Origin of the sequence: Fredinandcohnia quinoae (assembly GCF_022427965.1) — a bacterium.
GTDB lineage: Bacteria > Bacillota > Bacilli > Bacillales > Bacillaceae_L > Ferdinandcohnia > Ferdinandcohnia quinoae.
Window position 1 is genome coordinate 20,195 of the sequence record NZ_JAKTTI010000008.1, and the last position, 22,763, is coordinate 42,957.

General features: G+C 38.4%; 22 protein-coding genes. 19 read left to right on the forward strand and 3 right to left on the reverse strand.

Annotation, left to right across the window (positions count from 1 at the left end; genetic code table 11):
- Positions 1 to 39 precede the first annotated feature (39 nt).
- The 3 genes from MJG50_RS07365 to MJG50_RS07375 all read left to right on the forward strand — a co-directional run bounded on the left by MJG50_RS07365 (position 40) and on the right by MJG50_RS07375 (position 2,860).
- Positions 40 to 897 carry a F0F1 ATP synthase subunit gamma gene (locus MJG50_RS07365; RefSeq protein ID WP_240254161.1) on the forward strand — a complete coding sequence of 286 codons (858 nt, stop codon included), beginning with the start codon at positions 40 to 42 and terminating at the stop codon, positions 895 to 897.
- Positions 898 to 1,008: 111 nt separating this feature from the next.
- Positions 1,009 to 2,430, forward strand: a complete 1,422-nt coding sequence (gene atpD, locus MJG50_RS07370) for a F0F1 ATP synthase subunit beta (RefSeq protein WP_240254163.1) — start codon at positions 1,009 to 1,011, stop codon at positions 2,428 to 2,430.
- A 25-nt stretch (positions 2,431 to 2,455) separates the two neighbouring features.
- A complete protein-coding gene (locus tag MJG50_RS07375) occupies positions 2,456 to 2,860 on the forward strand; it encodes a F0F1 ATP synthase subunit epsilon (RefSeq protein ID WP_240254165.1) in 405 nt (134 codons plus the stop codon).
- A 260-nt stretch (positions 2,861 to 3,120) separates the two neighbouring features.
- Here MJG50_RS07375 and MJG50_RS07380 read toward each other — a convergent pair whose 3' ends face one another.
- Positions 3,121 to 4,029, reverse strand: a complete 909-nt coding sequence (locus tag MJG50_RS07380) for a helix-turn-helix transcriptional regulator (RefSeq protein WP_240254167.1) — start codon at positions 4,027 to 4,029, stop codon at positions 3,121 to 3,123.
- Positions 4,030 to 4,105: 76 nt separating this feature from the next.
- Here MJG50_RS07380 and MJG50_RS07385 point away from each other — a divergent pair, with 76 nt between their 5' ends.
- Positions 4,106 to 4,561 (forward strand): VOC family protein, encoded by a 456-nt coding sequence (locus tag MJG50_RS07385; RefSeq protein ID WP_240254168.1) that lies wholly within the window; start codon positions 4,106 to 4,108, stop codon positions 4,559 to 4,561.
- 377 nt (positions 4,562 to 4,938) lie between these two features.
- Here MJG50_RS07385 and MJG50_RS07390 read toward each other — a convergent pair whose 3' ends face one another.
- Complete coding sequence (locus tag MJG50_RS07390) at positions 4,939 to 5,787, reverse strand: AraC family transcriptional regulator (protein ID WP_240254169.1); 849 nt, start codon at positions 5,785 to 5,787, stop codon at positions 4,939 to 4,941.
- A 1,267-nt stretch (positions 5,788 to 7,054) separates the two neighbouring features.
- On the opposite strand from MJG50_RS07390, the gene MJG50_RS07395 reads away from it, so the two are divergent.
- The 14 genes from MJG50_RS07395 to spoIID all read left to right on the forward strand — a co-directional run bounded on the left by MJG50_RS07395 (position 7,055) and on the right by spoIID (position 21,004).
- On the forward strand, positions 7,055 to 7,432 hold the full coding sequence (locus MJG50_RS07395; protein ID WP_240254170.1) for an NADH-quinone oxidoreductase subunit A: 378 nt from the start codon (positions 7,055 to 7,057) through the stop codon (positions 7,430 to 7,432).
- Complete coding sequence (locus MJG50_RS07400) at positions 7,423 to 7,935, forward strand: NuoB/complex I 20 kDa subunit family protein (protein ID WP_240254171.1); 513 nt, start codon at positions 7,423 to 7,425, stop codon at positions 7,933 to 7,935. The genes MJG50_RS07395 and MJG50_RS07400 overlap by 10 nt, the downstream gene beginning before the upstream one ends.
- Before the next feature lies 1 nt (position 7,936).
- Positions 7,937 to 9,160, forward strand: a complete 1,224-nt coding sequence (locus MJG50_RS07405) for an NADH-quinone oxidoreductase subunit C (protein WP_240254172.1) — start codon at positions 7,937 to 7,939, stop codon at positions 9,158 to 9,160.
- A gap of 3 nt (positions 9,161 to 9,163) precedes the next feature.
- The gene (locus MJG50_RS07410) at positions 9,164 to 10,264 is read left to right on the forward strand and encodes an NADH-quinone oxidoreductase subunit D (protein ID WP_240254173.1); all 1,101 of its coding nucleotides are present in this window, start codon (positions 9,164 to 9,166) and stop codon (positions 10,262 to 10,264) included.
- Positions 10,264 to 11,265, forward strand: a complete 1,002-nt coding sequence (gene nuoH / locus MJG50_RS07415; RefSeq protein ID WP_240254174.1) for an NADH-quinone oxidoreductase subunit NuoH — start codon at positions 10,264 to 10,266, stop codon at positions 11,263 to 11,265. The genes MJG50_RS07410 and nuoH overlap by 1 nt, the downstream gene beginning before the upstream one ends.
- A 152-nt stretch (positions 11,266 to 11,417) precedes the next feature.
- A complete protein-coding gene (nuoI, locus tag MJG50_RS07420; protein ID WP_240254175.1) occupies positions 11,418 to 11,837 on the forward strand; it encodes an NADH-quinone oxidoreductase subunit NuoI in 420 nt (139 codons plus the stop codon).
- Positions 11,838 to 11,839: 2 nt separating this feature from the next.
- The gene (locus tag MJG50_RS07425) at positions 11,840 to 12,355 is read left to right on the forward strand and encodes an NADH-quinone oxidoreductase subunit J (protein ID WP_275695538.1); all 516 of its coding nucleotides are present in this window, start codon (positions 11,840 to 11,842) and stop codon (positions 12,353 to 12,355) included.
- Entirely contained in the window at positions 12,352 to 12,666 is a 315-nt protein-coding gene (nuoK, locus tag MJG50_RS07430; RefSeq protein WP_240254177.1) for an NADH-quinone oxidoreductase subunit NuoK, read from the forward strand. Before MJG50_RS07425 ends, nuoK begins: the two co-directional genes overlap by 4 nt.
- Positions 12,667 to 12,685: 19 nt before the next feature.
- On the forward strand, positions 12,686 to 14,554 hold the full coding sequence (gene nuoL / locus MJG50_RS07435; RefSeq protein ID WP_240254178.1) for an NADH-quinone oxidoreductase subunit L: 1,869 nt from the start codon (positions 12,686 to 12,688) through the stop codon (positions 14,552 to 14,554).
- Positions 14,551 to 16,056 (forward strand): NADH-quinone oxidoreductase subunit M, encoded by a 1,506-nt coding sequence (locus MJG50_RS07440; RefSeq protein ID WP_240254179.1) that lies wholly within the window; start codon positions 14,551 to 14,553, stop codon positions 16,054 to 16,056. Before nuoL ends, MJG50_RS07440 begins: the two co-directional genes overlap by 4 nt.
- 5 nt (positions 16,057 to 16,061) lie before the next feature.
- Positions 16,062 to 17,567, forward strand: coding sequence for an NADH-quinone oxidoreductase subunit NuoN (gene nuoN / locus MJG50_RS07445; RefSeq protein WP_240254180.1), 1,506 nt, complete (start codon positions 16,062 to 16,064; stop codon positions 17,565 to 17,567).
- Positions 17,568 to 17,699: 132 nt separating this feature from the next.
- Positions 17,700 to 17,933, forward strand: a complete 234-nt coding sequence (locus MJG50_RS07450; RefSeq protein ID WP_240254181.1) for a DUF1146 family protein — start codon at positions 17,700 to 17,702, stop codon at positions 17,931 to 17,933.
- Positions 17,934 to 18,483: 550 nt separating this feature from the next.
- Positions 18,484 to 19,788, forward strand: a complete 1,305-nt coding sequence (gene murA, locus MJG50_RS07455; protein ID WP_240254183.1) for a UDP-N-acetylglucosamine 1-carboxyvinyltransferase — start codon at positions 18,484 to 18,486, stop codon at positions 19,786 to 19,788.
- Between the two features lie 184 nt (positions 19,789 to 19,972).
- Complete coding sequence (gene spoIID / locus MJG50_RS07460) at positions 19,973 to 21,004, forward strand: stage II sporulation protein D (RefSeq protein ID WP_240254184.1); 1,032 nt, start codon at positions 19,973 to 19,975, stop codon at positions 21,002 to 21,004.
- Between the two features lie 24 nt (positions 21,005 to 21,028).
- Here the strand turns inward: spoIID and MJG50_RS07465 are convergent, their stop codons facing one another.
- Positions 21,029 to 21,472 carry a VanZ family protein gene (locus tag MJG50_RS07465; protein WP_345893218.1) on the reverse strand — a complete coding sequence of 148 codons (444 nt, stop codon included), beginning with the start codon at positions 21,470 to 21,472 and terminating at the stop codon, positions 21,029 to 21,031.
- Between the two features lie 173 nt (positions 21,473 to 21,645).
- Here MJG50_RS07465 and spoIIQ point away from each other — a divergent pair, with 173 nt between their 5' ends.
- Complete coding sequence (gene spoIIQ, locus MJG50_RS07470; protein WP_240254188.1) at positions 21,646 to 22,533, forward strand: stage II sporulation protein SpoIIQ; 888 nt, start codon at positions 21,646 to 21,648, stop codon at positions 22,531 to 22,533.
- The last annotated feature ends 230 nt before the right edge of the window (positions 22,534 to 22,763 follow it).

The window sequence follows — 22,763 nt, forward strand, 5'->3', positions numbered from 1 at the left end:
CGCCAAGGAGCATTTGATCAAAAAAGGTGGTGAGAACCTTTGGCATCCTTACGTGATATAAAAAATAGAATCACATCTACAAAAAAGACTAGTCAAATAACAAAAGCTATGCAGATGGTTTCAGCATCGAAGTTTAGCCGTGCTGAACGAAATGCAAAAGCATTTGTACCTTATATGGAAAAAATCCAAGAGGTAGTTGCGAATATCGCACTTGGTAGTTCTGATGCAAGTCATCCGATGCTAACTAGCAGAACTGTTAAAAAGACAGGATATATCGTAATTACGGCTGACCGAGGACTTGTTGGTGGATACAATGCGAACGTACTTCGTGGGTTGTATCAAACGATTCAACAACGTCATAAAAGCCCTGATGAATATACAATTATCGCGATTGGCCGTGTTGGGCGTGATTTCTTCGTTAAACGTGGAGTTTCTGTTTCTTTAGAAATCACTGGATTATCCGATCAACCTTCTTTTGCTGAAATTAAGCAAATTGCTAATAATACAGTAAATATGTTTTCGGAAGAAACATTTGATGAGCTTTACATGTGGTATAACCACTTCGTAAGTGCGATTCAACACGAAGTTACCGAAAAGAAATTATTGCCATTAACAGATTTGGCTGCTAATAAAAAGCAAACTTCTTATGAATTTGAACCTTCACAAGAAGAAATACTTGAAGTGTTACTACCACAGTATGCTGAGAGTCTCATCTATGGTGCACTTTTAGATGGTAAGGCTAGTGAACATTCTTCTGCGATGACTGCGATGAAAAACGCAACAGACAACGCGAAGGAACTTATTGATTCACTTACACTTTCATATAACCGTGCCCGCCAGGCGGCAATCACACAAGAAATTACCGAGATCGTCGGTGGAGCAGCTGCTCTAGAATAGAAATTAATAAAAAATTGATAGCTTTGTTTAAAATAGAAGTTAAAAATAGGCTGACGAAGGATTTCGACCGGACTTTTTGAACTTCCGATAAGCAAGTTAGGAGGGAAATCGATGACAAAAGGATACGTAACCCAAGTTATGGGTCCTGTTGTAGACGTTAAGTTTGACAGCGGGCATCTTCCTGAAATATATAACGCCCTTACGATTAATCATAGTGCGCGCAATGAAAATGAAGTTGACATCACTTTAACATTGGAAGTTGCACTTCACCTAGGTGACAATACTGTACGTACAGTTGCAATGTCATCAACAGACGGTGTTGTTCGTGGATTAGAGGTAACTGATACTGGAAAACCAATTTCCGTACCGGTTGGAGACGTAACATTAGGTCGTGTATTTAACGTATTAGGTGAAAATATCGACTTAGACGAAGCAATTCCTGCTGACGTACGTCGTGATTCAATCCATAGAGAAGCTCCATCATTTGAGCAACTTTCAACTGAGGTTGAAATTCTTGAAACAGGTATTAAAGTAGTAGACCTACTTGCACCATATATTAAAGGTGGTAAAATCGGTCTATTCGGTGGTGCGGGTGTTGGTAAAACAGTTCTTATCCAAGAACTTATCAATAATATCGCGCAAGAACACGGTGGTATTTCCGTATTCGCTGGTGTAGGTGAACGTACTCGTGAAGGAAATGACCTATACTATGAAATGAAAGACTCAGGTGTTATTACTAAAACTGCGATGGTATTCGGACAAATGAACGAACCACCAGGTGCACGTATGCGTGTAGCACTAACAGGTCTTACAATGGCAGAATATTTCCGTGATGAACAAGGACAAGACGTGTTATTCTTCATGGATAACATCTTCCGATTCACTCAAGCAGGTTCTGAGGTTTCGGCTCTTCTTGGTCGTATGCCATCTGCGGTAGGTTACCAACCAACATTGGCAACTGAAATGGGTAAATTACAAGAACGTATTACATCTACAAGTGTTGGATCTGTTACATCAATCCAAGCAATTTACGTACCTGCCGATGACTATACTGACCCGGCTCCAGCTACAACATTTGCTCACTTAGATGCAACTACTAACCTTGAGCGTAAGCTTTCAGAGATGGGTATTTACCCAGCGGTTGATCCATTGGCATCAACTTCTCGTGCACTTTCTCCTGAAATCGTTGGAGAAGAGCATTACCAAGTAGCAACTCAAGTTCAACAAACATTACAACGTTACAGAGAATTACAAGATATCATTGCAATCCTAGGTATGGATGAGCTTTCTGATGAAGATAAATTAGTCGTGGCACGTGCACGTCGTATTCAATTCTTCCTATCTCAAAACTTCCACGTTGCTGAGCAGTTCACTGGACAACCAGGTTCATATGTACCAGTTAAAGAAACTGTCCGAAGCTTCAAAGAAATTCTAGAAGGAAAATACGATCACCTTCCAGAAGATGCATTCCGTCTAGTGGGTGGCATTGAAGATGTTATCGAAGCTGCAAAGCGTATGGGTGTTGAAGCATAATTAATGGGACTTAGGAGGGTTTAAAATGAAGACAGTAAAAGTCAATGTCGTGACTCCTGATGGCCCAGTTTATGAAGCTGATGTGGAAATGGTAAGTGCAAGAGCTCAGAGTGGTGAGCTTGGAATTTTACCAGGACACATTCCAATGGTTGCTCCTCTTCAAGTTGGAGCAGTCAGATTAAAAAATGGAAGCAACACTGAACTTGTGGCTGTAAGTGGAGGCTTTCTCGAGGTTCGCCCTGATCAAGTAACAATCCTTGCCCAGTCTGCTGAAACAGCTGAGCATATTGACATTCATCGCGCACAGGAAGCAAAACGCCGTGCCGAGGAACGCTTACAGGCGAAACAAGATCAAGTAGATTTTAAGCGAGCTGAACTCGCCTTAAAACGCGCCATCAACCGTTTGAACGTAACACAGAATAAATATTAATAATGTAAGTAACCCCGGAGCCGAGTGGCTTCCGGGGTTTTTGTGTTTGGCCTACATATTGTAGAGGTGGAGTATGTTAACCGGATTTTTCGCTCCGCTCCTTCCCCGTTTTTTTACGTTATAGAGATTGGGTTAATTAAGATCCAAGTATGTCTAAGCAATCAGAGGTCATACTGTATTTAGATGTAGTTGAAGAAGCATTTAAAATTTAATTGAAAACGTTCATCAAGTACACTCCCTTGGAACAACTATTAACATTTTTATTTGTAAAGTTCCACTGCTCCCTCTAAAAATTTTACATATTTTACAATAAAACCTTTTGGCCTTATAATCTTAACTTTATTACCGAATCCTGCTAAAAATTGATAAGCATATTGATTCTCAGGCAATTCAATTGTTGCAAGGTAACTACTTGCAGTTTCTTTTATAACGGCAGTTTTTCCGTATCTTTCGATAAATTGATCTCTTACAGCAACATCTATCGATAGCTGTACTTTAACCAATTTGATTTGTTCATTGTGTTGTTTTTCATGTTTAAATTCCTGATCAGTCCTTGGAACAAAATAACCGTCTTTTTGGATATTTAGTATCCTCGTCAATTTAAATGTTCGATAGTCTCTTCGTTCTAAACAATAACCAAAAAGATACCAATACACCTCCCTAAAATGTAACTTATAGGGTTCTACGATTCTGTACGTTTTGTTTCCTATTTGATCCACATATTCAAATTTTAATAACCAATTGTTCTCAATTGCTTGCCTGATAAATAATATTTCTTCGTTAATCTGACTTCTTCCAGGCCAATCATAGAAAGTTAAATCAAGCATTGGAGAAATATCTGCGCTGGTCATTCCTTTGATTTTTTGTATAGTCGTTTGAATATCTTGATTGGTAATCAGTCCCTCAAAGCCACCTAAAGCTACAAGTATATTTTCAATATCCTTGTGATTTAGTAATCGTTTATCGAATTTATACTCTTCCATTAGCGCATATCCCCCTTCAGTACCATATTTTGCATAAATAGGGATGTTTGCATAACTTAATGTTTCCATATCACGTTGAATTGTTCGTTTCGTTACATGAAAAAGTCGACTAAATTCTGATGCTGAAACAACTTCTTTTTGTAACAAAATCATCACTATCGAGATAAGTCTCTCAATTTTTTTCATATTACCCTCCAATATACGACATACATATGTCGCCTATGTCCTATTATACTTCAAATATGAAAAGGAGGAATAAAATATGAAAGCAATAACTTATCTACAATTTGATGGAAAAGCAGAAGAAGCATTGTCCTATTATGAAAAGGCATTACCAGCAACTAGCGTAAAAATGGTGAGATTTGGTGCCTTTGGTCAAGATCCAAATGCCCCATTAACGAAAGAGGAACAAAACATGATTATGGAATCTCGTATTGAATTTTCAGGGAATATTTTAATGATCTCTGATGTTCCGCCTTTTATGCAAGCTGTGACAGGCAAAGTCACAAAAGGGAATACTGTCTTAATCAGTATTATTGATGCTGATTCAGAAATGAATAAGCAAATTTTTGAAGGGCTTTCAGAAGGTGGGACTGTGATCATGCCGATATCTTCTACGCCATGGTCAGCAAGTTTTGGAATGTTAGTCGATAAATTCGGGATAATGTGGAAGTTTAATAGTGAGGCAAGTAAATTTCTAGATGCTTTTGTAGAGTAATCTTGTATTATTAGGGGTCTCTCCAACATTTTGACGGAACACTTGCAAAATTCAACACCAATACTAGGCTATGACCCTGAATTACCCAAAAATCAACAAGTTTTAAGAGAAGTTAAATAGCATACGATAAAAAAATAGCAGAAGATTTACAGGTAAGTGTATTATCAAATTGTCATTAGCCAAACGGTAGCTTAGTTCGATAAGATATTATAAAACAAAACGCTTCGAGATAAAAATCCAAGCGTTTTGTGTGCTATTTGTATTGTTATTTATGTTTTAAAAGGCAATTGTATTCTTCATACCACGCGTCAATCGCATTAGAGGTTAACAGATTTGCCATATTAATCTGATTCACATTTTGGTATTCATGCAGACACTTATTTAGGAATTACTGGAACCCAAAGCTCACTATTTGGAACTCTATCAGGTGCTAGATAATTCTCGATACAAGGAAGATCTGCTAATTCGTATCCTGAAGTAGGTAGCCATTCAGTATACAGACGTTGCCATGCATCAGTAATATTTGGAAAAACAGCCCATGTACTTTTAGGTAGGACTATTTTCTCCATATCACTAGAAAATTCATTTGCATAACGGCAGCCCATGAAATAGTCAAACTCTTCATCCGTAATTGTAGCTTGTTTCCCACATACACCTAAAATTCCTTCCATTTTACATTGTGGATTTTCCCATGACATATCGATGAGCTTATGTATAAATCCGTTTGTACTCGCTTCTTCCCATAACTTAGGAATCATCATAAAAGCATCCTTTGTTACGACCTTTTGTTTAACTCCTACAATCTCAATCTCAAATTCTAAAACTTCAATTCTGTAGTCCATCTCTACATCCCCTTTAATCGTAATTTGAAAGGAAAGTCTCGGAATGGCTTTTAAATCAATTCCTATACTTCTGGCTTCTGTTGGAGTAGTCCCATGGAGGTTCTTAAAAGCACGACTGAAAGCATCCGGGGAATCATATCCATATTTCAGGGCAAGGTCAATGATTTTAACGCTAGAGTTATTTTGAAGTTCAAATGCTGCTTGCGAAAGACGTCTCCGCCTAATGTATTCTGATAAAGTCAATCCTGTCATAGATGAAAACATTCTTGGAAAATGATACTCTGGACAGCAAGCTAGTTTTGCTACTTCCTTCCCATTAATTTCACCTGCTAAATTTTGTTCAATATAATTCATTGCACGGTTCATTCTCTCTAGCCAATCCATTTGATTCCAATCTCCTTTCAATACCATCTTAAATGAAAAAGGGTTTTTCAATCCGTCATTTTACGCTCAAAAAAAGTCGGCTATTCCTGAATAGTAATTACTTTATCGAATTACATTCGATAAGAAATGTATAATCCCTTCTTTTGCTAACCTAGCTTTGTCAATTCACACTATTAAGGCTCCTTTCTTGGATTCTTCAGGGATTAGGAGGTTTTACAGCTAAAGTTAACCAAAAATCTATTTAAGTTAGGCTAATTTGGTCTATTTTTATGGGAAGGCTATAATTTGATTAAAAATAGCACGTATGAAAGGAAAAAACATGTCCAATTTTGAGGATATGCACGTTATTTATTATATTTGAACGATAGTTTGAAATAATGCACGATAAAAAATTTTTATGCTTGTAATTAAAAATAAATGCGCGTTAACACAAATATATGCACATTACGATATTTTCGGAGCAAAAAGTAATATTTCCAAAAATGAAAATGAACAAAATTGCTTAATTAATATACAGTTTAAAAATATTGACGTATTTTGACGAAAAAATGTGATTATTGTCATTGACATAAAAATGATAATTTAATAACTTAGCAGAGGATAGGATTATAGTAGAATGAACACTCCCATTTAAAGACTGAATTGCTGAATTGCCAGATTGATTAGAACCTTCCTTCTGTAAAAAGTCGCCCATAATCCTTCGGCTTTTGGGCTGGGGAGGGGGACGAAGTGCGACGATTGGTACACGAGCACTGAACTGGGGCGGGGACGAAGTGCGAAGACTGGTACCCGAGCACTGAATAAGGACGGAAATGATCATTTCGATGAAGTGAGTGGTTTATTGTTGTGGAACTGGTGAAAGAGGTTTGAATTGAAATTCTCTTTCGAGAATTTAAGTGAATGAAGGGCGACTGAGTTAAGGGGAGTTCGATGTAAAAAGTCGCCCAAAATCCTTCGGCTTTTGGGCTGGGTAGGGGGACGAAGTGCGACGACAAGTACTCGAGCACTGAACTAGGACGGAAATAACCATTTTGATGAAGCTAAAGCTTCATCATTTCAGCTTTGCTGAAACAGGAAAATAAATAAGAAATTGCTTGGAAAAGCTAGCTTTTCCCGCAGATTTCTTATTTATTTTTCTGAAATGGTAATTTCCTAGAATAAGTGCGGGGTTTGGTCGCACTTCATTGTAAAAAGTGCTATAATGTTATCGGTTACAAGTTTAATAATTTTGGGTTTTTAAATTTTTTTGAATATCGGAGGGGGCTGCATGGGGGATTTTTTGAATCAGTATTTGAATAATTACTTGATAGTGTTTGTCTTCTTGTGCTTAGGCATTTTGTTGCCGATTGTTGCTTTGACTGCTGGTCGTTTATTACGACCACATGCGCCAAACCAAGCGAAGCAAACTACATATGAGAGTGGAATTGAGCCATTCCACGATTCACGGGTTCAGTTCAATGTACGGTATTATATTTTTGCGCTTATGTTCGTAATTTTCGATGTTGAGACAGTATTTTTATATCCATGGGCTGTTGCGTATGATAAATTAGGTATTTTTGCCTTGATAGAGATGTTTATCTTCGTAGTAATGCTTGTTATCGGCTTAGTATATGCATGGAAGAAGAAGGTGTTGAAATGGATCTAAAACTAGATGGAATCTCAGAATTGGAAATGGAAGAGTTGAAGAGAAGTGTTTTTTTAACAACTCTTGAACAGGTGAAAGGATGGGCACGGAGTAATTCAATTTGGCCAATGACGTTTGGTCTTGCTTGTTGTGCGATTGAAATGATGGGTGTAGGTTCATCTCACTATGACTTGGATCGTTTTGGGTCGTTTTTCCGTACGTCTCCGCGTCAATCGGATTGTATGATTGTATCAGGAACGGTAACAAAGAAAATGGCACCTGTTTTAAAAAGGCTATATGACCAAATGCCTGAACCAAAATGGGTCATTGCGATGGGTTCATGTGCGACTGCAGGTGGTCCATACGTGAAATCATATGCAGTCGTTAAAGGTGTGGACCAAATTGTACCTGTAGATGTATATATCCCTGGTTGTCCACCGAATCCGGCTGCACTTATTTATGGAATTAACAAACTGAAAGAAAAGATACGCTATGAGGCTAAGACAGGGAAGAAGGTGATCTAGCGTGAGCGATAAAGACCTTGAACAGCAAAAACGTGAGGCTGCGGAGCTCGCGAAAAAGAAAGCCGCAGCAGCTGCAAAAGCAAAGGCTGCAGCACTAGCGAAGCAAAAGGCAGCGGAGCAAGCACCTGAGTCGTCTGATGCACCGGAAACAACAGCAGGAGCAGAGGATCCAAAGGAGCTTGCGAAGAAGAAAGCCGCAGCAGCAGCGAAAGCAAAGGCTGCAGCACTAGCGAAGCAAAAGGCAGCGGAACAAGCACCTGAGTCGTCTGATGCACCGGAAACAACTGATGGGGCAGAGGATCCAAAAGAGCTTGCGAAGAAGAAAGCCGCAGCAGCCGCGAAAGCAAAAGCTGCAGCACTTGCAAAAGCAAAAGCATCAGGGGCAGAACTTGATGAACCAGTTGGTGATGATGATCTAGCCAAAGCCAAGGCCAAGGCAGTTGCCGCAGCAAAAGCAAAGGCTGCAGCATTAGCGAAGCAAAAGGCATTAGAAAAAGCTAGTGGGGCTGCAGATGATGATGATGATGCTAAGGCAAAGGCGAAAGCTGCAGCAGTAGCAAAAGCAAAAGCCGCAGCAGCCGCGAAGGCAAAAGCAATGGCGGCAGGTGGTGCAGGTGAAGATGATCTAGCGAAGGAAAAGGCAAAAGCGATTGCAGTAGCAAAGGCAAAAGCAGCCGCAGCAGCAAAAGCAAGAGCCGGAGCTGGAGGGGCAACAAATGATGAACCAGCTGAAGAAGTAAAACCATCACCGAATCAACCATACTTAGACAAATATGAAAAGGTAATTAAAGAGCATTTAGGGGAAGAAGTATTAGAGAATTCTTATATTAATACCTTATCAAAGGATGTACCAACCCTTGTTGCGAAGCCAGATACATATTACAAAGTAGCTGAGTTTTTAAAATATAATGAGCAACTAGGATTTGATTATTTATCAGAATTACACGGAACAGATTTCCAGACTCATATGGAAATATATGTTCACTTGTTCTCTTATAAAAATAGACAATCTGTTGCACTCAAAGTAAAAATAGACCGTGACAATCCTGAGACTTACTCCTTACAACCACTATGGGAAGGTGCAAATTGGCCTGAACGTGAGGCATATGATCTGCTAGGAATTAACTTCATCGGTCACCCTAATATGACACGAATCATGTTACCAGATGACTGGGTAGGACATCCGCTCAGAAAAGACTATGAACCGTATGATGTGGAGGTGTAGCAAATGATTCGTACAGAAGAAATGCTCCTAAATGTAGGACCACAGCATCCTAGTACACACGGAGTATTCCGATTAGTTGTAAAAATTGATGGAGAAATAATAACTGAAGCTACACCAGTCATTGGTTATCTTCACCGTGGAACTGAAAAACTAGCAGAGGATCTGCAATATACTCAAATCATCCCATATACAGACCGAATGGATTACCTATCTGCTATGACAAACAATTATGTCATTTGCCATGCAGTTGAAACAATGATGGATATTAAAATTCCTGATCGTGCAGAGTATCTACGTGTGCTTGCGATGGAATTAGGAAGGGTTGCAAGTCACCTTGTCTGGTGGGGTACGTACTTACTTGACCTCGGTGCTACAACACCGTTCTTATATGCATTTAGAGAACGTGAAATGATTATTAATCTATTAAATGAGCTTTCAGGTGCACGTCTCACATTTAACTATATGCGTGTAGGTGGTGTGAAGTGGGATGCTCCAGAAGGTTGGATTGATAAGGTTAGAGAATTTGTACCATATATGAGATCGCAGCTACCGGGATACCACGAGTTAGTGACTGGAAATGAAATTTTCATGGACCGTGTAAAAGGTGTTGGAAAATACACGAAGGAAGACGCACTCGCATACTCACTAAGTGGTGCTAATCTCCGTTGTACAGGTGTGAAATGGGATCTTCGCAAGGATGAGCCTTATTCCATTTATGATCGATTTGATTTTGATGTACCGACAAGAGATGGTGGAGATGCATGGGCACGTTATCACTGCCGTTTGGAAGAAATCGAAGAATCACTTAAAATCATTGAACAAGCCGTAGAACAATTCCCTGCAGAGGGAGAAATTATGGCCAAGGTTCCAAAAATTATAAAGGCCCCAAAAGGTGAGGCATATGTAAGAATTGAATCACCTCGTGGGGAAATTGGCTGTTATATTTCGAGTGATGGGAAAAAAGAGCCTTATCGATTAAAGTTCCGTAGACCCTCATTCTATAATTTGCAAATACTTCCAAAATTATTAAAAGGTCAAAATATGGCAAATCTAATTGCCATTTTAGGCGCAATAGATATTGTTCTCGGGGAGGTTGATGGTTAATGATCGATCAATTATTGAATTCACCTCCAAGCTGGCTTAACTTTGGAATTTTCTTCGGTCTAGCAACGATATTGTTACTAGTTATACTAGGATTTGTAACATATGGAATTCTTGCCGAGCGTAAAGTAATGGGCTTTATGCAGGCGCGTCAGGGTCCTAACCAAACCGGTGGGCGTTGGGGACTGTTACAAACAGTAGCAGACGTATTGAAGCTTTTAATTAAAGAGGATACGATTCCAAAATTAGCAGATCGACCACTGTTCATAATTGCACCAGTCATTGCATTTGCACCGGCTTTCATGGTAGTCGCAGCAATTCCATTTACTGATAATTATAAGTTTGCAGATATTGGGGTTGGTTTGCTCTATTATGTTGCGGTGTCAGGTATTACAACGGTTGGAATTGTGACGGGTGGTTGGGCATCAAATAATAAATACGCACTCATGGGTGGTATGCGTGCAGCCGCACAAATGATATCTTATGAGATTCCACTTGTTATGTCTGTGATTGGAATTATTTTATTAACTGGTAGCTTAAATTTATCTGATATCGTCAACGCACAAGAAAATGTTTGGTATATTTTTGTACAGCCAGTTGCTTTTTTCGTATTCTTTATTGCATCTGTCGCAGAGCTGAATCGTGTGCCATTTGACCTACCGGAAGCTGAATCAGAGCTAGTTGCTGGTTTCCATGTTGAATATTCAGGCTTTAGATGGGCATTCTTTATGCTTGCAGAGTATGTGTATATGTTCGCGATGGCTGCTTTAACAACGGTATTATTTTTAGGCGGATGGCAACCAATTGCATTCTTAAGCTTTATACCTGGAGCTGTATGGTTTGCATTAAAATTCAGTGTAGTCATTTATATTTTAATCTGGTTCCGTTCCACATTTCCACGGTTACGTGCTGATCGCTTGATGGAATTTGGTTGGAAGGTACTACTACCAATTGCACTCGCTAATATTTTCTTAGCAGCACTAATTAAAGAGTTATTTTATTAAGTTCAAGCCCATTCAAAAAGGAAGACAAAAAGGGCGGAGAAGGTCGAGGAACGATAGTCACGAGGAACGGAGGGGCAGAGTGACGAAGAGATTCGACAGGTATTTTTCCCGGACTTTTTGAATTTCAATCTCAAACAAAGGGGTGACATTACATGCTTGGTCTAGCGAAAGGTTTGAAATATACCCTGAAACAACTAACCTTTAAAAAGGTTACCTATGACTATCCGAATGAACCGCTACCACTACCGGATCGCTTTCGTGGGATTCAGAAATTTTATCCGGAAAAATGTATCGTATGTAATCAATGTGCTAACATTTGTCCGACCGACTGTATTCAGTTGACAGGAAAAAAACACCCTGACCCTATGAAAAAGGGGAAAATTATTGATACGTATGATATTAACTTTGAAATTTGTATTCTTTGCGACTTGTGTACAGAGGTCTGTCCAACTGAAGCGATTATTATGACAAATAACTTTGAGCTAGCAGAATATAGTCGTGATGAATTATTTAAGAATTTGGAATGGTTAGATGAGAACGATACAAACTTGCGAAAGGAGAATAAAGCGTGAGTTTGACAGGAGAATTTCTAGCGTTTTTAGTCCTTGCATTAAGTGCGATTGGCGGCGGAATTTTGATGCTCAATCTTCAAAAGGTTGTCCATATGGTCGTCGCACTTGTATTTACATTTATTAGCATCGCTGGTTTGTATGTATTACTTCATGCAGAATTCCTTGCAGCGGTCCAGGTCTTAATCTATTCTGGAGCAATTACAATTCTGATGTTATTTGGAATCATGCTTACAAACCATAATGCCACAAATGAGAAAAAAATCAGTATGGGTCGAAATATTATAATCCTTTTAGGAATTATAGGCTTCGGTCTTGCTATTTATTTCGGTATTTACGATTTGGAGCTTGGGGAACAAGCAACAGATTTACATGTAGACAATACTGAAAAAATTGGATTGGCGCTTTACTCGAAATTTGTCATTCCTTTTGAATTAATGTCGGTTGTACTACTTGTAGCTTTAGTCGGTGCGATTGTATTAGCAAAAAAAGATAAAGAAGAGGAGGCGAATGAGGAATGAGTTCAATTCCATTGTCAGCCTACCTTTTATTAGCATTAATTTTATTCTGTATTGGTTTATACGGTGTTTTAACAAAAAGAAATACAGTAATCGTGTTAATCTCCGCTGAATTAATGTTGAATGCTGCAAATATTAACTTTGTTGCATTTAGTAAATATGGAGTTAATCCAAATATTACAGGTCAAATCTTTTCATTGTTTGCGATTGCAATTGCTGCGGCGGAAGTTGCAGTAGGTTTAGCGATATTAATGGCATTATATCGGAATCGTCGAACCGTTAATGTTGATGAAATGGATACAATGAAACAGTAAAGAAGGGGATTGTGATACGATGATGGAAAATGCATGGATCATACCGCTTTTCCCGCTTATCTCTTTTTTGTTCCTTCTTCTATTTGGTAAACGACTGAAGGAGTCCAGTGCCTATGTTGGTATGGTGCTCACATTAGCAGCATTCGTTTACTCATTGTTGGTTCTTTTTGAGCGCTTTAAGAATCCAACATATAAATACGAAGGTACTTGGTTATCAATCGGGGATGTGCACTTAACAGCGGGTTTTGAAGTCAATCAATTAAATGCACTTATGTTAGTGGTAGTATCGCTTGTCAGTTTTCTTGTACATATGTATTCAAAGGGATATATGCATGATGATAAGCGTTTTCCAGTATTTTATGCTTATTTAGGACTTTTTACGTTTGCAATGCTGGGCTTGGTCATTTCTCCAAATCTACTACAAACGTATATTTTCTGGGAACTTGTCGGAGTTGGTTCCTTCCTATTAATTGGCTTCTATTTTTATAAAGAAGAAGCAAAAGCAGCTGCGAAAAAAGCGTTTATTATGACGAGAATCGGAGATGTTGGTTTATTAATTGGGATGATTCTATTATTCTGGCAAGTTGGTAGTTTCGAATATGATGAGATATTTAAAGCCGTTGAAGCGGGTTCAATCTCATACACAATGATTACGTTAACAGCCATTTTAATTTTTGTCGGAGCAGTTGGAAAATCTGGTCAGTTTCCATTACATACATGGTTACCAGACGCGATGGAAGGTCCGACACCTGTTTCAGCGTTAATCCATGCCGCAACAATGGTTGCAGCTGGTGTGTATTTAGTTGCCGCGACCTTCCCATTGTTTGCAGCTAGTAAAGCAGCAATGATGACAGTTGCAATTGTTGGTGGAATTACAGCCATTTTTGCTGCTTCAATTGGTTTAGCTCAAAAGGATATCAAACGTGTACTTGCGTATTCAACGGTTAGTCAGTTAGGCTACATGATGCTTGCGTTAGGTTCAGCAGGTTATGTGGCAGGAGTATTTCATTTAATGACACATGCATTTTTTAAGGCATTGCTATTTTTAGCAGCAGGTAGTGTCATCCATGCAGTGTCGACTCAGAATATTGAAGAAATGGGCGGTCTATGGAAAAAGCTTCGCATTACTGGTCCATTGTTCTTAATTGGAACACTTGCAATCAGTGGTGTACCACTATTTTCAGGATTCTTTAGTAAAGATGAAATCTTAATTGCGACATGGGTACATGGAAACTATGCGTTATTCTGGTTAGCGGTGATAGCAGCGTTCTTTACTGCATTCTATATGTTCCGCTTGTTCTTCATGGTATTTACTGGTGAAGCAAGAGGTAACCAGTCCAAGGTTCATGAATCACCATCTGTTATGACAATTCCAATGATTGTTCTTGGTGTTCTTGCAGTTGTGGCGGGATATGTGAATACACCTTGGTTTGGAACATTCCTTGGTGATTGGTTAACGGAAGGTACTACCAATCTAGGTCATGGCCATATTGATGGTCCAATCTGGATCATGATTGTTGCTACAGTTGTTTCTTTACTTGGAATATTGCTTGCATACTTCATGTATGGGAAGAAATCAATTGCAAGAGATTGGTTCAGCTCACGAGCACCGCTTACGTACAATATTGTGTACAACAAGTATTATATTGATGAGTTTTACAATGGGACAGTTGTGTACGCAACGAAAGTACTAAGCCTATTCTTAAAATATATCGATGTGTTCTTAGTGGGTGGCATTGTAAAAGGTGTGGCAGCGGCTACTCAAGGTATTGGAAAACTTGGTGCTAAGCTTCAAAATGGTCAAGTACAAATGTATGGCTCAATCGTATTTATTGGATTGGCTATTCTACTAGTATTTGTCGCGTTAACAGGGGGGTACTTGAAATGAGTTCATTTTTATTATCACTTTTAGTATTCTTCCCACTTTTAGGTATTATCTTACTAGCCTTCGTACCAAAGACGGAGGAAAAGACGATAAAGCTTGTTGGCTTTCTAGCAACACTACCGACGCTAGGAATTGCGTTATACACGTACTTTTTCTATAGTGGTGGTGGAGATCTTGCAAAGCTGAATGAAAAGCATTACTGGTTCGGATTTCTTCCGAAGGGAAATCCATGGGAAGTTAATTATGAACTAGGACTTAATGGCTTTTCATTAGTACTGATTGTGTTAACAGCTGTGATTGCAACACTTGCAGCAATCGCATCCATCCATATTAAAAAGGAATGGAAAGGCTATTTTATGCTTTTCTTATTACTTGAAGTAGGGATGCTTGGTGTTTTCGCAGCAGGAAACCTAATATTGTTCTTCTTATTTTTTGAGATGACATTAATTTCAACCTTCTTCCTAATTGGAAAATGGGGTTATTTAGAAAAGGAAAGGGCAGCTTTTAGCTTTTTGCTTTTCAATGGAATTGGTTCGGCAATTCTTTTAATCGTAATTATGATTTTATTTGCGAAGACGGGAACAACGAATATTTCAGCATTAGTCGCAATTTTCGCTAGTCCTGAGGGCACACTTCCGATGGAAATTTCAGGGGATTTGCGAATGGGACTTTTAATCGCAACCTTAATAGCATTTGGAATTAAACTACCTGTATTTCCATTACATACATGGATGCTTCGTGTTCACGTACAAGCACCTCCTTCAATAGTAATGATACACTCAGGTATTTTACTTAAAATTGGTGCATATGGGATGATCCGTTTTGGAATGGAATTTTATCCTGAGGAATTTAACACATTGGCACCTATTGTAGCGATACTGGGAGTTGTTAATCTATTGTATGGTGCGTTTTTAGCATTTGTACAGACAGATTTTAAAATGGTTCTCGCTTACTCAAGTATTTCACATATGGGGATTGTTTTGATTGGGCTTGGAGCAATGAATGAAGCGGGAATTCAAGGTGCACTCTTCCAGGTTGTATCACACGGATTAATTTCAGCACTGATGTTCTTCCTGATAGGTGTCATTTACGAGCGTACTGGAACATCGTATATTGGCAAGCTAGGTGGTCTTGCAAAAGCTATGCCGCTTACAGCTGGGTTTTTATTAGCGGGAGCAATGGCATCTTTAGGTCTTCCTGGTATGTCAGGGTTCGTGAGTGAATTCATGGCATTTTTAGGACTATTTAAAGAAATGCCAATCGTGGCGGCAATTGGAGCAATCGGTATTATAATGACAGCAGTCTATTTATTACGCGCTGTATTGAATGTGACTTATGGAAAAGCAAATAATTTGTACGATGATGCATTTGATTTACGTCCAGTTGAAATGGTGCCGGTAGTCATTTTACTTGGTTTGATCATCTTAATTGGTGTAATCCCAAGCGTGCTTACGGAGCCACTGCAAACTGCACTTGAAACTATTATGCTAGGATTAGGGGGGTAAGCCGGATGGATCTAGATGCTTTGTTCAGTTATGAATGGGGAGCCATGGCACCAGAGTTCATCATCCTCGGTGTTGCAACCCTCCTATCATTACTTGATTTATTTATGGGGAAAGATAGGGATCGCAAGCCATTGGCATGGATTGGGATTGCAGGTATTGTTATTGCAATTGGATTTGTCGTTAGTATGGTAGGGAATGATGTGACATCAATCCTTCATGATACGTTCAGACTTGATTCCTTTGCGATTGCCTTTAAATTAATATTACTTGTCGGAACTGGAATGGTTCTGTTATTAGCGATGAATTATGATCCTAATGACGGGATCGAATATCGAGGCGAATTTTATTATTTAATACTTACCGCTCTTTTAGGCGGTATGATTATGACATCAAGTGGTGATTTAATCACACTGTTTGTCGGGTTGGAATTGCTTTCTATTTCTTCATATATTTTGGCGGGACTTAGAAAACGAAATAAGCTTTCAAATGAATCAGCTATGAAATACGTAATAAATGGTGTGCTTTCTACGGCAATCTTTTTATTCGGGCTTAGTTATGTGTATGGATTAACAGGTACATCGAATTTAAAAGAGCTACTCTATGCGATAGCCGGAATAACTGATAAGCAGCAAATGTATATTTTAGCGATTGCCTTTATAATGATTTTTATTGGGCTTGCCTTTAAAATTGCGTCTGCACCATTTCATATGTGGGCACCAGATGTATATCAAGGCGCACCAACGCCTGTTACCGCTTTTTTAGGGGTTGTTTCAAAGGCAGCTGGATTTGCAATCATTTTACGTATCATTGTAACGATTTTTGGCCAAGCACCTTCAGGAGATGGAGAGTCAGGGTTATTATTATTCCATCTTCAAGATTATTTAGCCTTCTTGGCGGGTGCGACAATGATCATTGGGAACACAATTGCATTGAAGCAACGCAATATTAAGCGGTTAATGGCTTATTCAAGTATTGCTCATGCTGGGTACTTATTAGTAGCATTTGCAACCTTATCCTATTTTATGTTAGATACAGTTTGGTTTTACCTAGTGGCGTATTTATTCATGAACCTTGGATTCTTTGCGATTTTACAAGTGTTATCTGACAAATCAGGTTCAGAGGATATTAGTCAATTTGCAGGTCTATATAAGCGCTCACCATTAACAGCAGTTGCTCTTGGGATATTCATTTTGTCACTTGCAGGATTCCCAGGAACAGCAGGGTTTATTGGGAAAATCAAAATATTTATGGGTGCGTTGATGACACCATCACATTACGTCCTTGCATCAATTATGATTGCAACAACCGTAATTTCGTACTATTATTATTTTGGAATGCTTACGCAGATCTTCTTCAGGCCTGCAGCAGATGACAGTAAAATTAAGTTGCCAATAGGAGTCTTAATTGTCATCATTTTAGGGGTTGTCGGCACTATCCTGTTCGGAATCTTACCGGGAATTGCGCTCGACTTCTTGCAACAATTCGAAAACTTTGGCGATTTCATAGGTTAATTGGGAGAGTTTCGCGAAACTTAAGGGGTATAAAGAAAGGAAGGGGTATGGGGATGCCCCTTCCTTTAGTATTTTTTAATATTATCGAAACATACATAGGGGAAATTATTAGGTAAAAGGAGAGAGGTAAATTTGCTTGCGGGTTTTGGTTATCAGGCATTAATCAGTATTATTTCGCATTTGATTTTTATGACGATAACATGGTGGGCCCTTCAGGGAATACGGTATGAAAAGCTAATTAAGCCGAATCATGTTATTCAAGCTCGAGTGCTATTAATTTTTATAACAATTGCTATAGGAACAACAGTAAGTAACTTTTTTCTGGATTATTTATTATGGTCGCAACAGCTGCCAAGTTTATTCTAATGATTGATTAGAACACCACTAAATTCCACGTATTACAACGTGTCTTCTGGCAAAAATGAAAGTATGGAGAGGAAGTACCGTAATAGATAACGACACTATTTTTACCTGAAGTTAGAGAAGTATACCCTCAAAAAAAAGAAGGTAAATTCGAACAAACTGTATCATGTGATTAAATGTACTCAGTATTGTAATATTCAGCCTTCCATTAAAAAAGTATATATATGACAATTATTGAGCATTTCCCACAAATTTCACTTGTATAAATGGTGAATACAATGATAAGATGAGAAGGGATTTTGTGTGTAATTCGATATTTATTTAGTGACGCAACAACCCATGAGATGCAATTAGATTCAAATAGAGACATTTGCTGAGGGTTTTGCATATACTACAGCATTGTGAAAGGTTTTTTACCACAATGACTTGAGAAATGACTATAAAATCGTGTGATTAGACAAAGATTTGGGTTCGAAACTACATTTGTAGGTGGAACACCAAATGGAAGGCATGAATATTAATATAGAGAAAATGGGACGCGGAGGGGAATACCTTGGAAAAAATCATCGTCCGTGGCGGTCGCAAACTAAACGGCACAGTTAAGGTAGAAGGAGCTAAAAATGCCGTTTTGCCAGTTATCGCTGCATCCTTATTAGCTAGTGAAGGAAAAAGTATTATAAATGATGTACCCACGCTCTCAGATGTGTATACGATTAATGAGGTATTGCGTTATTTAAATGCGGAAGTGACATTTGCAAATAATCAAATCGTTGTCAATGCATCAAGAGAGCTTAAAACAGAAGCACCTTTTGAATATGTTCGTAAAATGCGCGCATCTGTTCTTGTAATGGGATCACTTCTTGCACGTCATGGGCATGCAAGGGTCGCACTTCCTGGTGGATGTGCAATTGGTTCACGTCCAATTGATCAGCATTTAAAAGGTTTTGAAGCAATGGGTGCTATTGTAAAAGTAGGAAATGGATATATAGATGCTGAAGTGAATGGAAGACTTCAGGGTGCAAAAGTATACTTGGATTTTCCAAGTGTAGGAGCAACTGAAAATATCATGATGGCTGCTACATTAGCAGATGGTATTTCTACGATTGAAAACTGTGCAAAAGAACCAGAAATTGTTGATTTAGCAAACTTCCTTAACGCAATGGGCGCAAAGGTTCGAGGTGCAGGTACAGGAACGATTCGAATTGAAGGTGTTGAAAAGTTGTATGGAGCAAATCATACGATCATTCCGGATCGAATCGAGGCAGGTACATTTATGGTTGCAGCTGCGATAACAGCTGGAAATGTACTTGTTCAAGGAGCAGTGCCTGAGCATTTGAGCTCATTAGTTGCGAAAATGGAAGAAATGGGAGTAACGATTATTGAAGAGCATGATGGTCTACGTGTCATAGGACCAGAAAAGTTGAAAGCTATTGATATAAAAACAATGCCACATCCTGGATTTCCAACAGATATGCAATCGCAAATGATGGCATTATTATTACGTGCCGGGGGCACAAGTATGATTACAGAAACTGTATTTGAAAATCGCTTTATGCATGTCGAAGAGTTTCGTCGCATGAATGGTGATATTAAAATTGAAGGTCGTTCGGTTATCATTAATGGTGAATCACAACTTCAAGGTGCTGAAGTGGCAGCAACTGACTTACGTGCAGCCGCAGCATTAGTCCTATCGGGCTTAGTTGCTGATGGCTATACTCGTGTTACAGAACTCAAGCACTTAGACCGTGGTTATGTGAACTTCCACCAAAAGCTTGCTTCAATAGGTGCAGATATTGAACGAATTAATGAGTTTTCAGATATCCTTCTAGAACAAGAAGAGGTAAAAGTAAATTTTTGACTAACTAAAAAAAGCTAGGGACCTTACCGAAGTCGGTAATATCTCTAGCTTTTTTTGTTTGAAATGGGAAAATCCACGACAAAGTGGACAGAATAAAAGTGTCATAAATGCTTGTCCATCCCCATAGTATTAGTGTAGGTGCATGTTTTCGTTTGCATGAATTTACATTTGGAGGCCAAGATCCATGAAACCAATAAAACCATTCATTGTACTAGTCGCTATTTTATTTGTCGTTATTTTGATGATTCCAACTTTACTCGTAATCCCTTTTTCAGAAGAAAAGGCAAGTGGTAAGTTGGAGGAAGCGCCAAAATCTAATCCAGAAAGCTTAAGTGTCTCAACAGAGCCAGCTGTTGAAGTGGCCGTATATCGCGCAAATATGGGAAATACAGTGGATATCCCTTTGGAGGAATATGTGATTGGAGTGCTAGCTTCAGAAATGCCTGCTAGCTTTGAACTTGAGGCATTAAAAGCCCAAGCTTTAGCTGCACGTACATATGTTGTCAGACAAATGTTAAGTGAGCAAAAGGTTGGTGTTCCTAAAGGCACTAACGCAGATGTAACAGATACGACAAGTCACCAAGTATATAAAAGTAAAGAAGAGCTGAAAAATGAAATGAAGGAAGATTATGATTGGAAGATGGAAAAGCTTATAAAGGCAGTTACCGAAACAAAAGGACAAATTTTAACATATGATGGAGCACCAATTGATGCTTCCTTTTTCTCTACTAGTAACGGGTACACCGAAAATTCAGAGGACTATTGGAAAAATCCTTATCCATATTTAAAAAGTGTTCCTAGTCCATGGGATAAGAATTCAAAAGAGTTTCATGGTCAAATAACTATGTCGGTCAAGGACTTTGAGCAGCGTCTAGGTGTAAAAATTGGAGACAGCAAAGAAATTGGTAAGATAATCGAACGTACATCTTCAAACCGTGTGGCAACTGTCGAGATTGGAGGAAAAACATTCTCAGGCAAGGAGATTCGAGAAAAATACTTAGATTTGAGGTCATCTGATTTTTCATGGGAACGGAAGGGTGACCATATCATTATTGATACGAAAGGCTATGGACATGGAGTAGGTATGAGCCAATACGGAGCAGATGGAATGGCAAAGGAAGGGAAATCATATAAAGACATTGTTACGTATTATTATCAAGGAGTTCAAATATCATCGGCAACCGATTTTCTCAATAAAATAACTGCAAAAAAATAATACGTAGAGGGGCTAATTACCCTTCTACGTATTTTTTCCTTTTCGCCCAGTGGATTCAATCCAATTTAAAAATCTTCGGACTCGAGGTAATTTCTCTCCGAAATAACTTATTTTGATGATATAGAAAAATACGAGAACACCAATTGTATCTTTTATAAGATCTATCACAGTTGCAGAGCGATATGGAACAAAATATTGATGAGCTTCATCGACAAAGCCGTAGCAAATTGCAAGTACTGCAGCAAGGATGCTTGTCTTATGTGTTAATTTTCTATCAACACAGAAAAATAGTACCCACAATCCGTATAAAATGGCAAACTCAATTAAATGTAAGGATTCCTTAAATGTATGATCCCATGAAAATGAAGTGTTAACGATTGCGTCTGAAGGAAGGCTTGATAAAATCCAAACAAATGCCATATATGCGAAAGGGGATAATTTTATAATAAATCGGAACAGCGATTTCACGATTTTTAGTCTCCTTTTATAAAATTTTATCAACTAAGTATACCATTTTTAAAAATATTTTCGGAAAACATGAATATTATTTATCCATTTGTCGAAAAATAATCTAAAAAAATTTTTTTGAAATGTATATATTTCCGTGAATGTGTTCAGAATGGTTGCTGAGGTGATGAAAGATGAGAGAGGAAGAAAAGAAACGTACTTCTCAAAAATCAAGTTTACAACGCTTTTTTAGAAAACGTTGGGTATTTCCAGCAATCTATCTTGTCAGTGCAGCAATTATCCTAACCGCAGTCTTATGGTTCCAAAGTAATAATGATGTGTCTGAGAAAAAGGATGACTTTAAAACTGGTGAAAATTCACCAGGTACTGCAAATGGCGACACATCTAGTATTCCGGTTAACCTAGCGGCAGGAAATTTTAAAATGCCAGTCATTGACAAAGATGCAATTGAAGTTTTTAGAGAGTTTTATGATGAAGATGCATCATCTGAGAAGCAAGAAGCAGCTCTCGTATCCTATGAAAACTCATATCAGCCTAATAAAGGTATCGATATCGTAGCTAAGGATATGAAGACTTTTGATGTTGTGGCTTCATTAGGTGGAACAGTATTACGAGCAGAAAAGGATTCTCTACACGGTCACATCGTTGAAATTGAACATACTGATGGAATTGTAACAATGTATCAGTCACTTGCTAATTTAAATGTAAAACAAGGTGACACTGTTGAACAAGGTGATGTTCTTGGAAAAGCAGGCCAAAATCTTTATGACAAAGATGCGGGGATCCATGTTCACTTTGAACTCCGTAATAGTGGCAAGGCGGTAAATCCACTTGATTACTTCGGAGAGCCAATTACTTCTTTAGAAGATCATAAAGATGCTGCTGATGATAAAGCTTCAGAAGATGAAGATAAGGATAAGTCAGTAGAGGAAGAGAAACCAGATAATACGAAGACGCCAGCAGATGAGGATAAGGAAACACCACCTGTGGACGATGAAAATTCAGAGGATGGAAAAAAAACAAACTCGACCGATGCCTCAATCGGAATGGCGAAAGCATAAGTACACTGGGAAGTAAATTTTTAATACAGTGTTGGCAATGAATAGTAAACCGATTACTCATAATGATGGAGTAATCGGTTTTTTGCTATATTTTATGATTGATTTAAAACTTTGTGATTGTAGTGAAAGGCGTCCGCCTGTAACGTAAATCAACAATATCGTTTAACTGAGCGTATTTTAAAAAAATTTTTTTTACAATGAACTTTTTTACCATTAGCACCGTATTATCA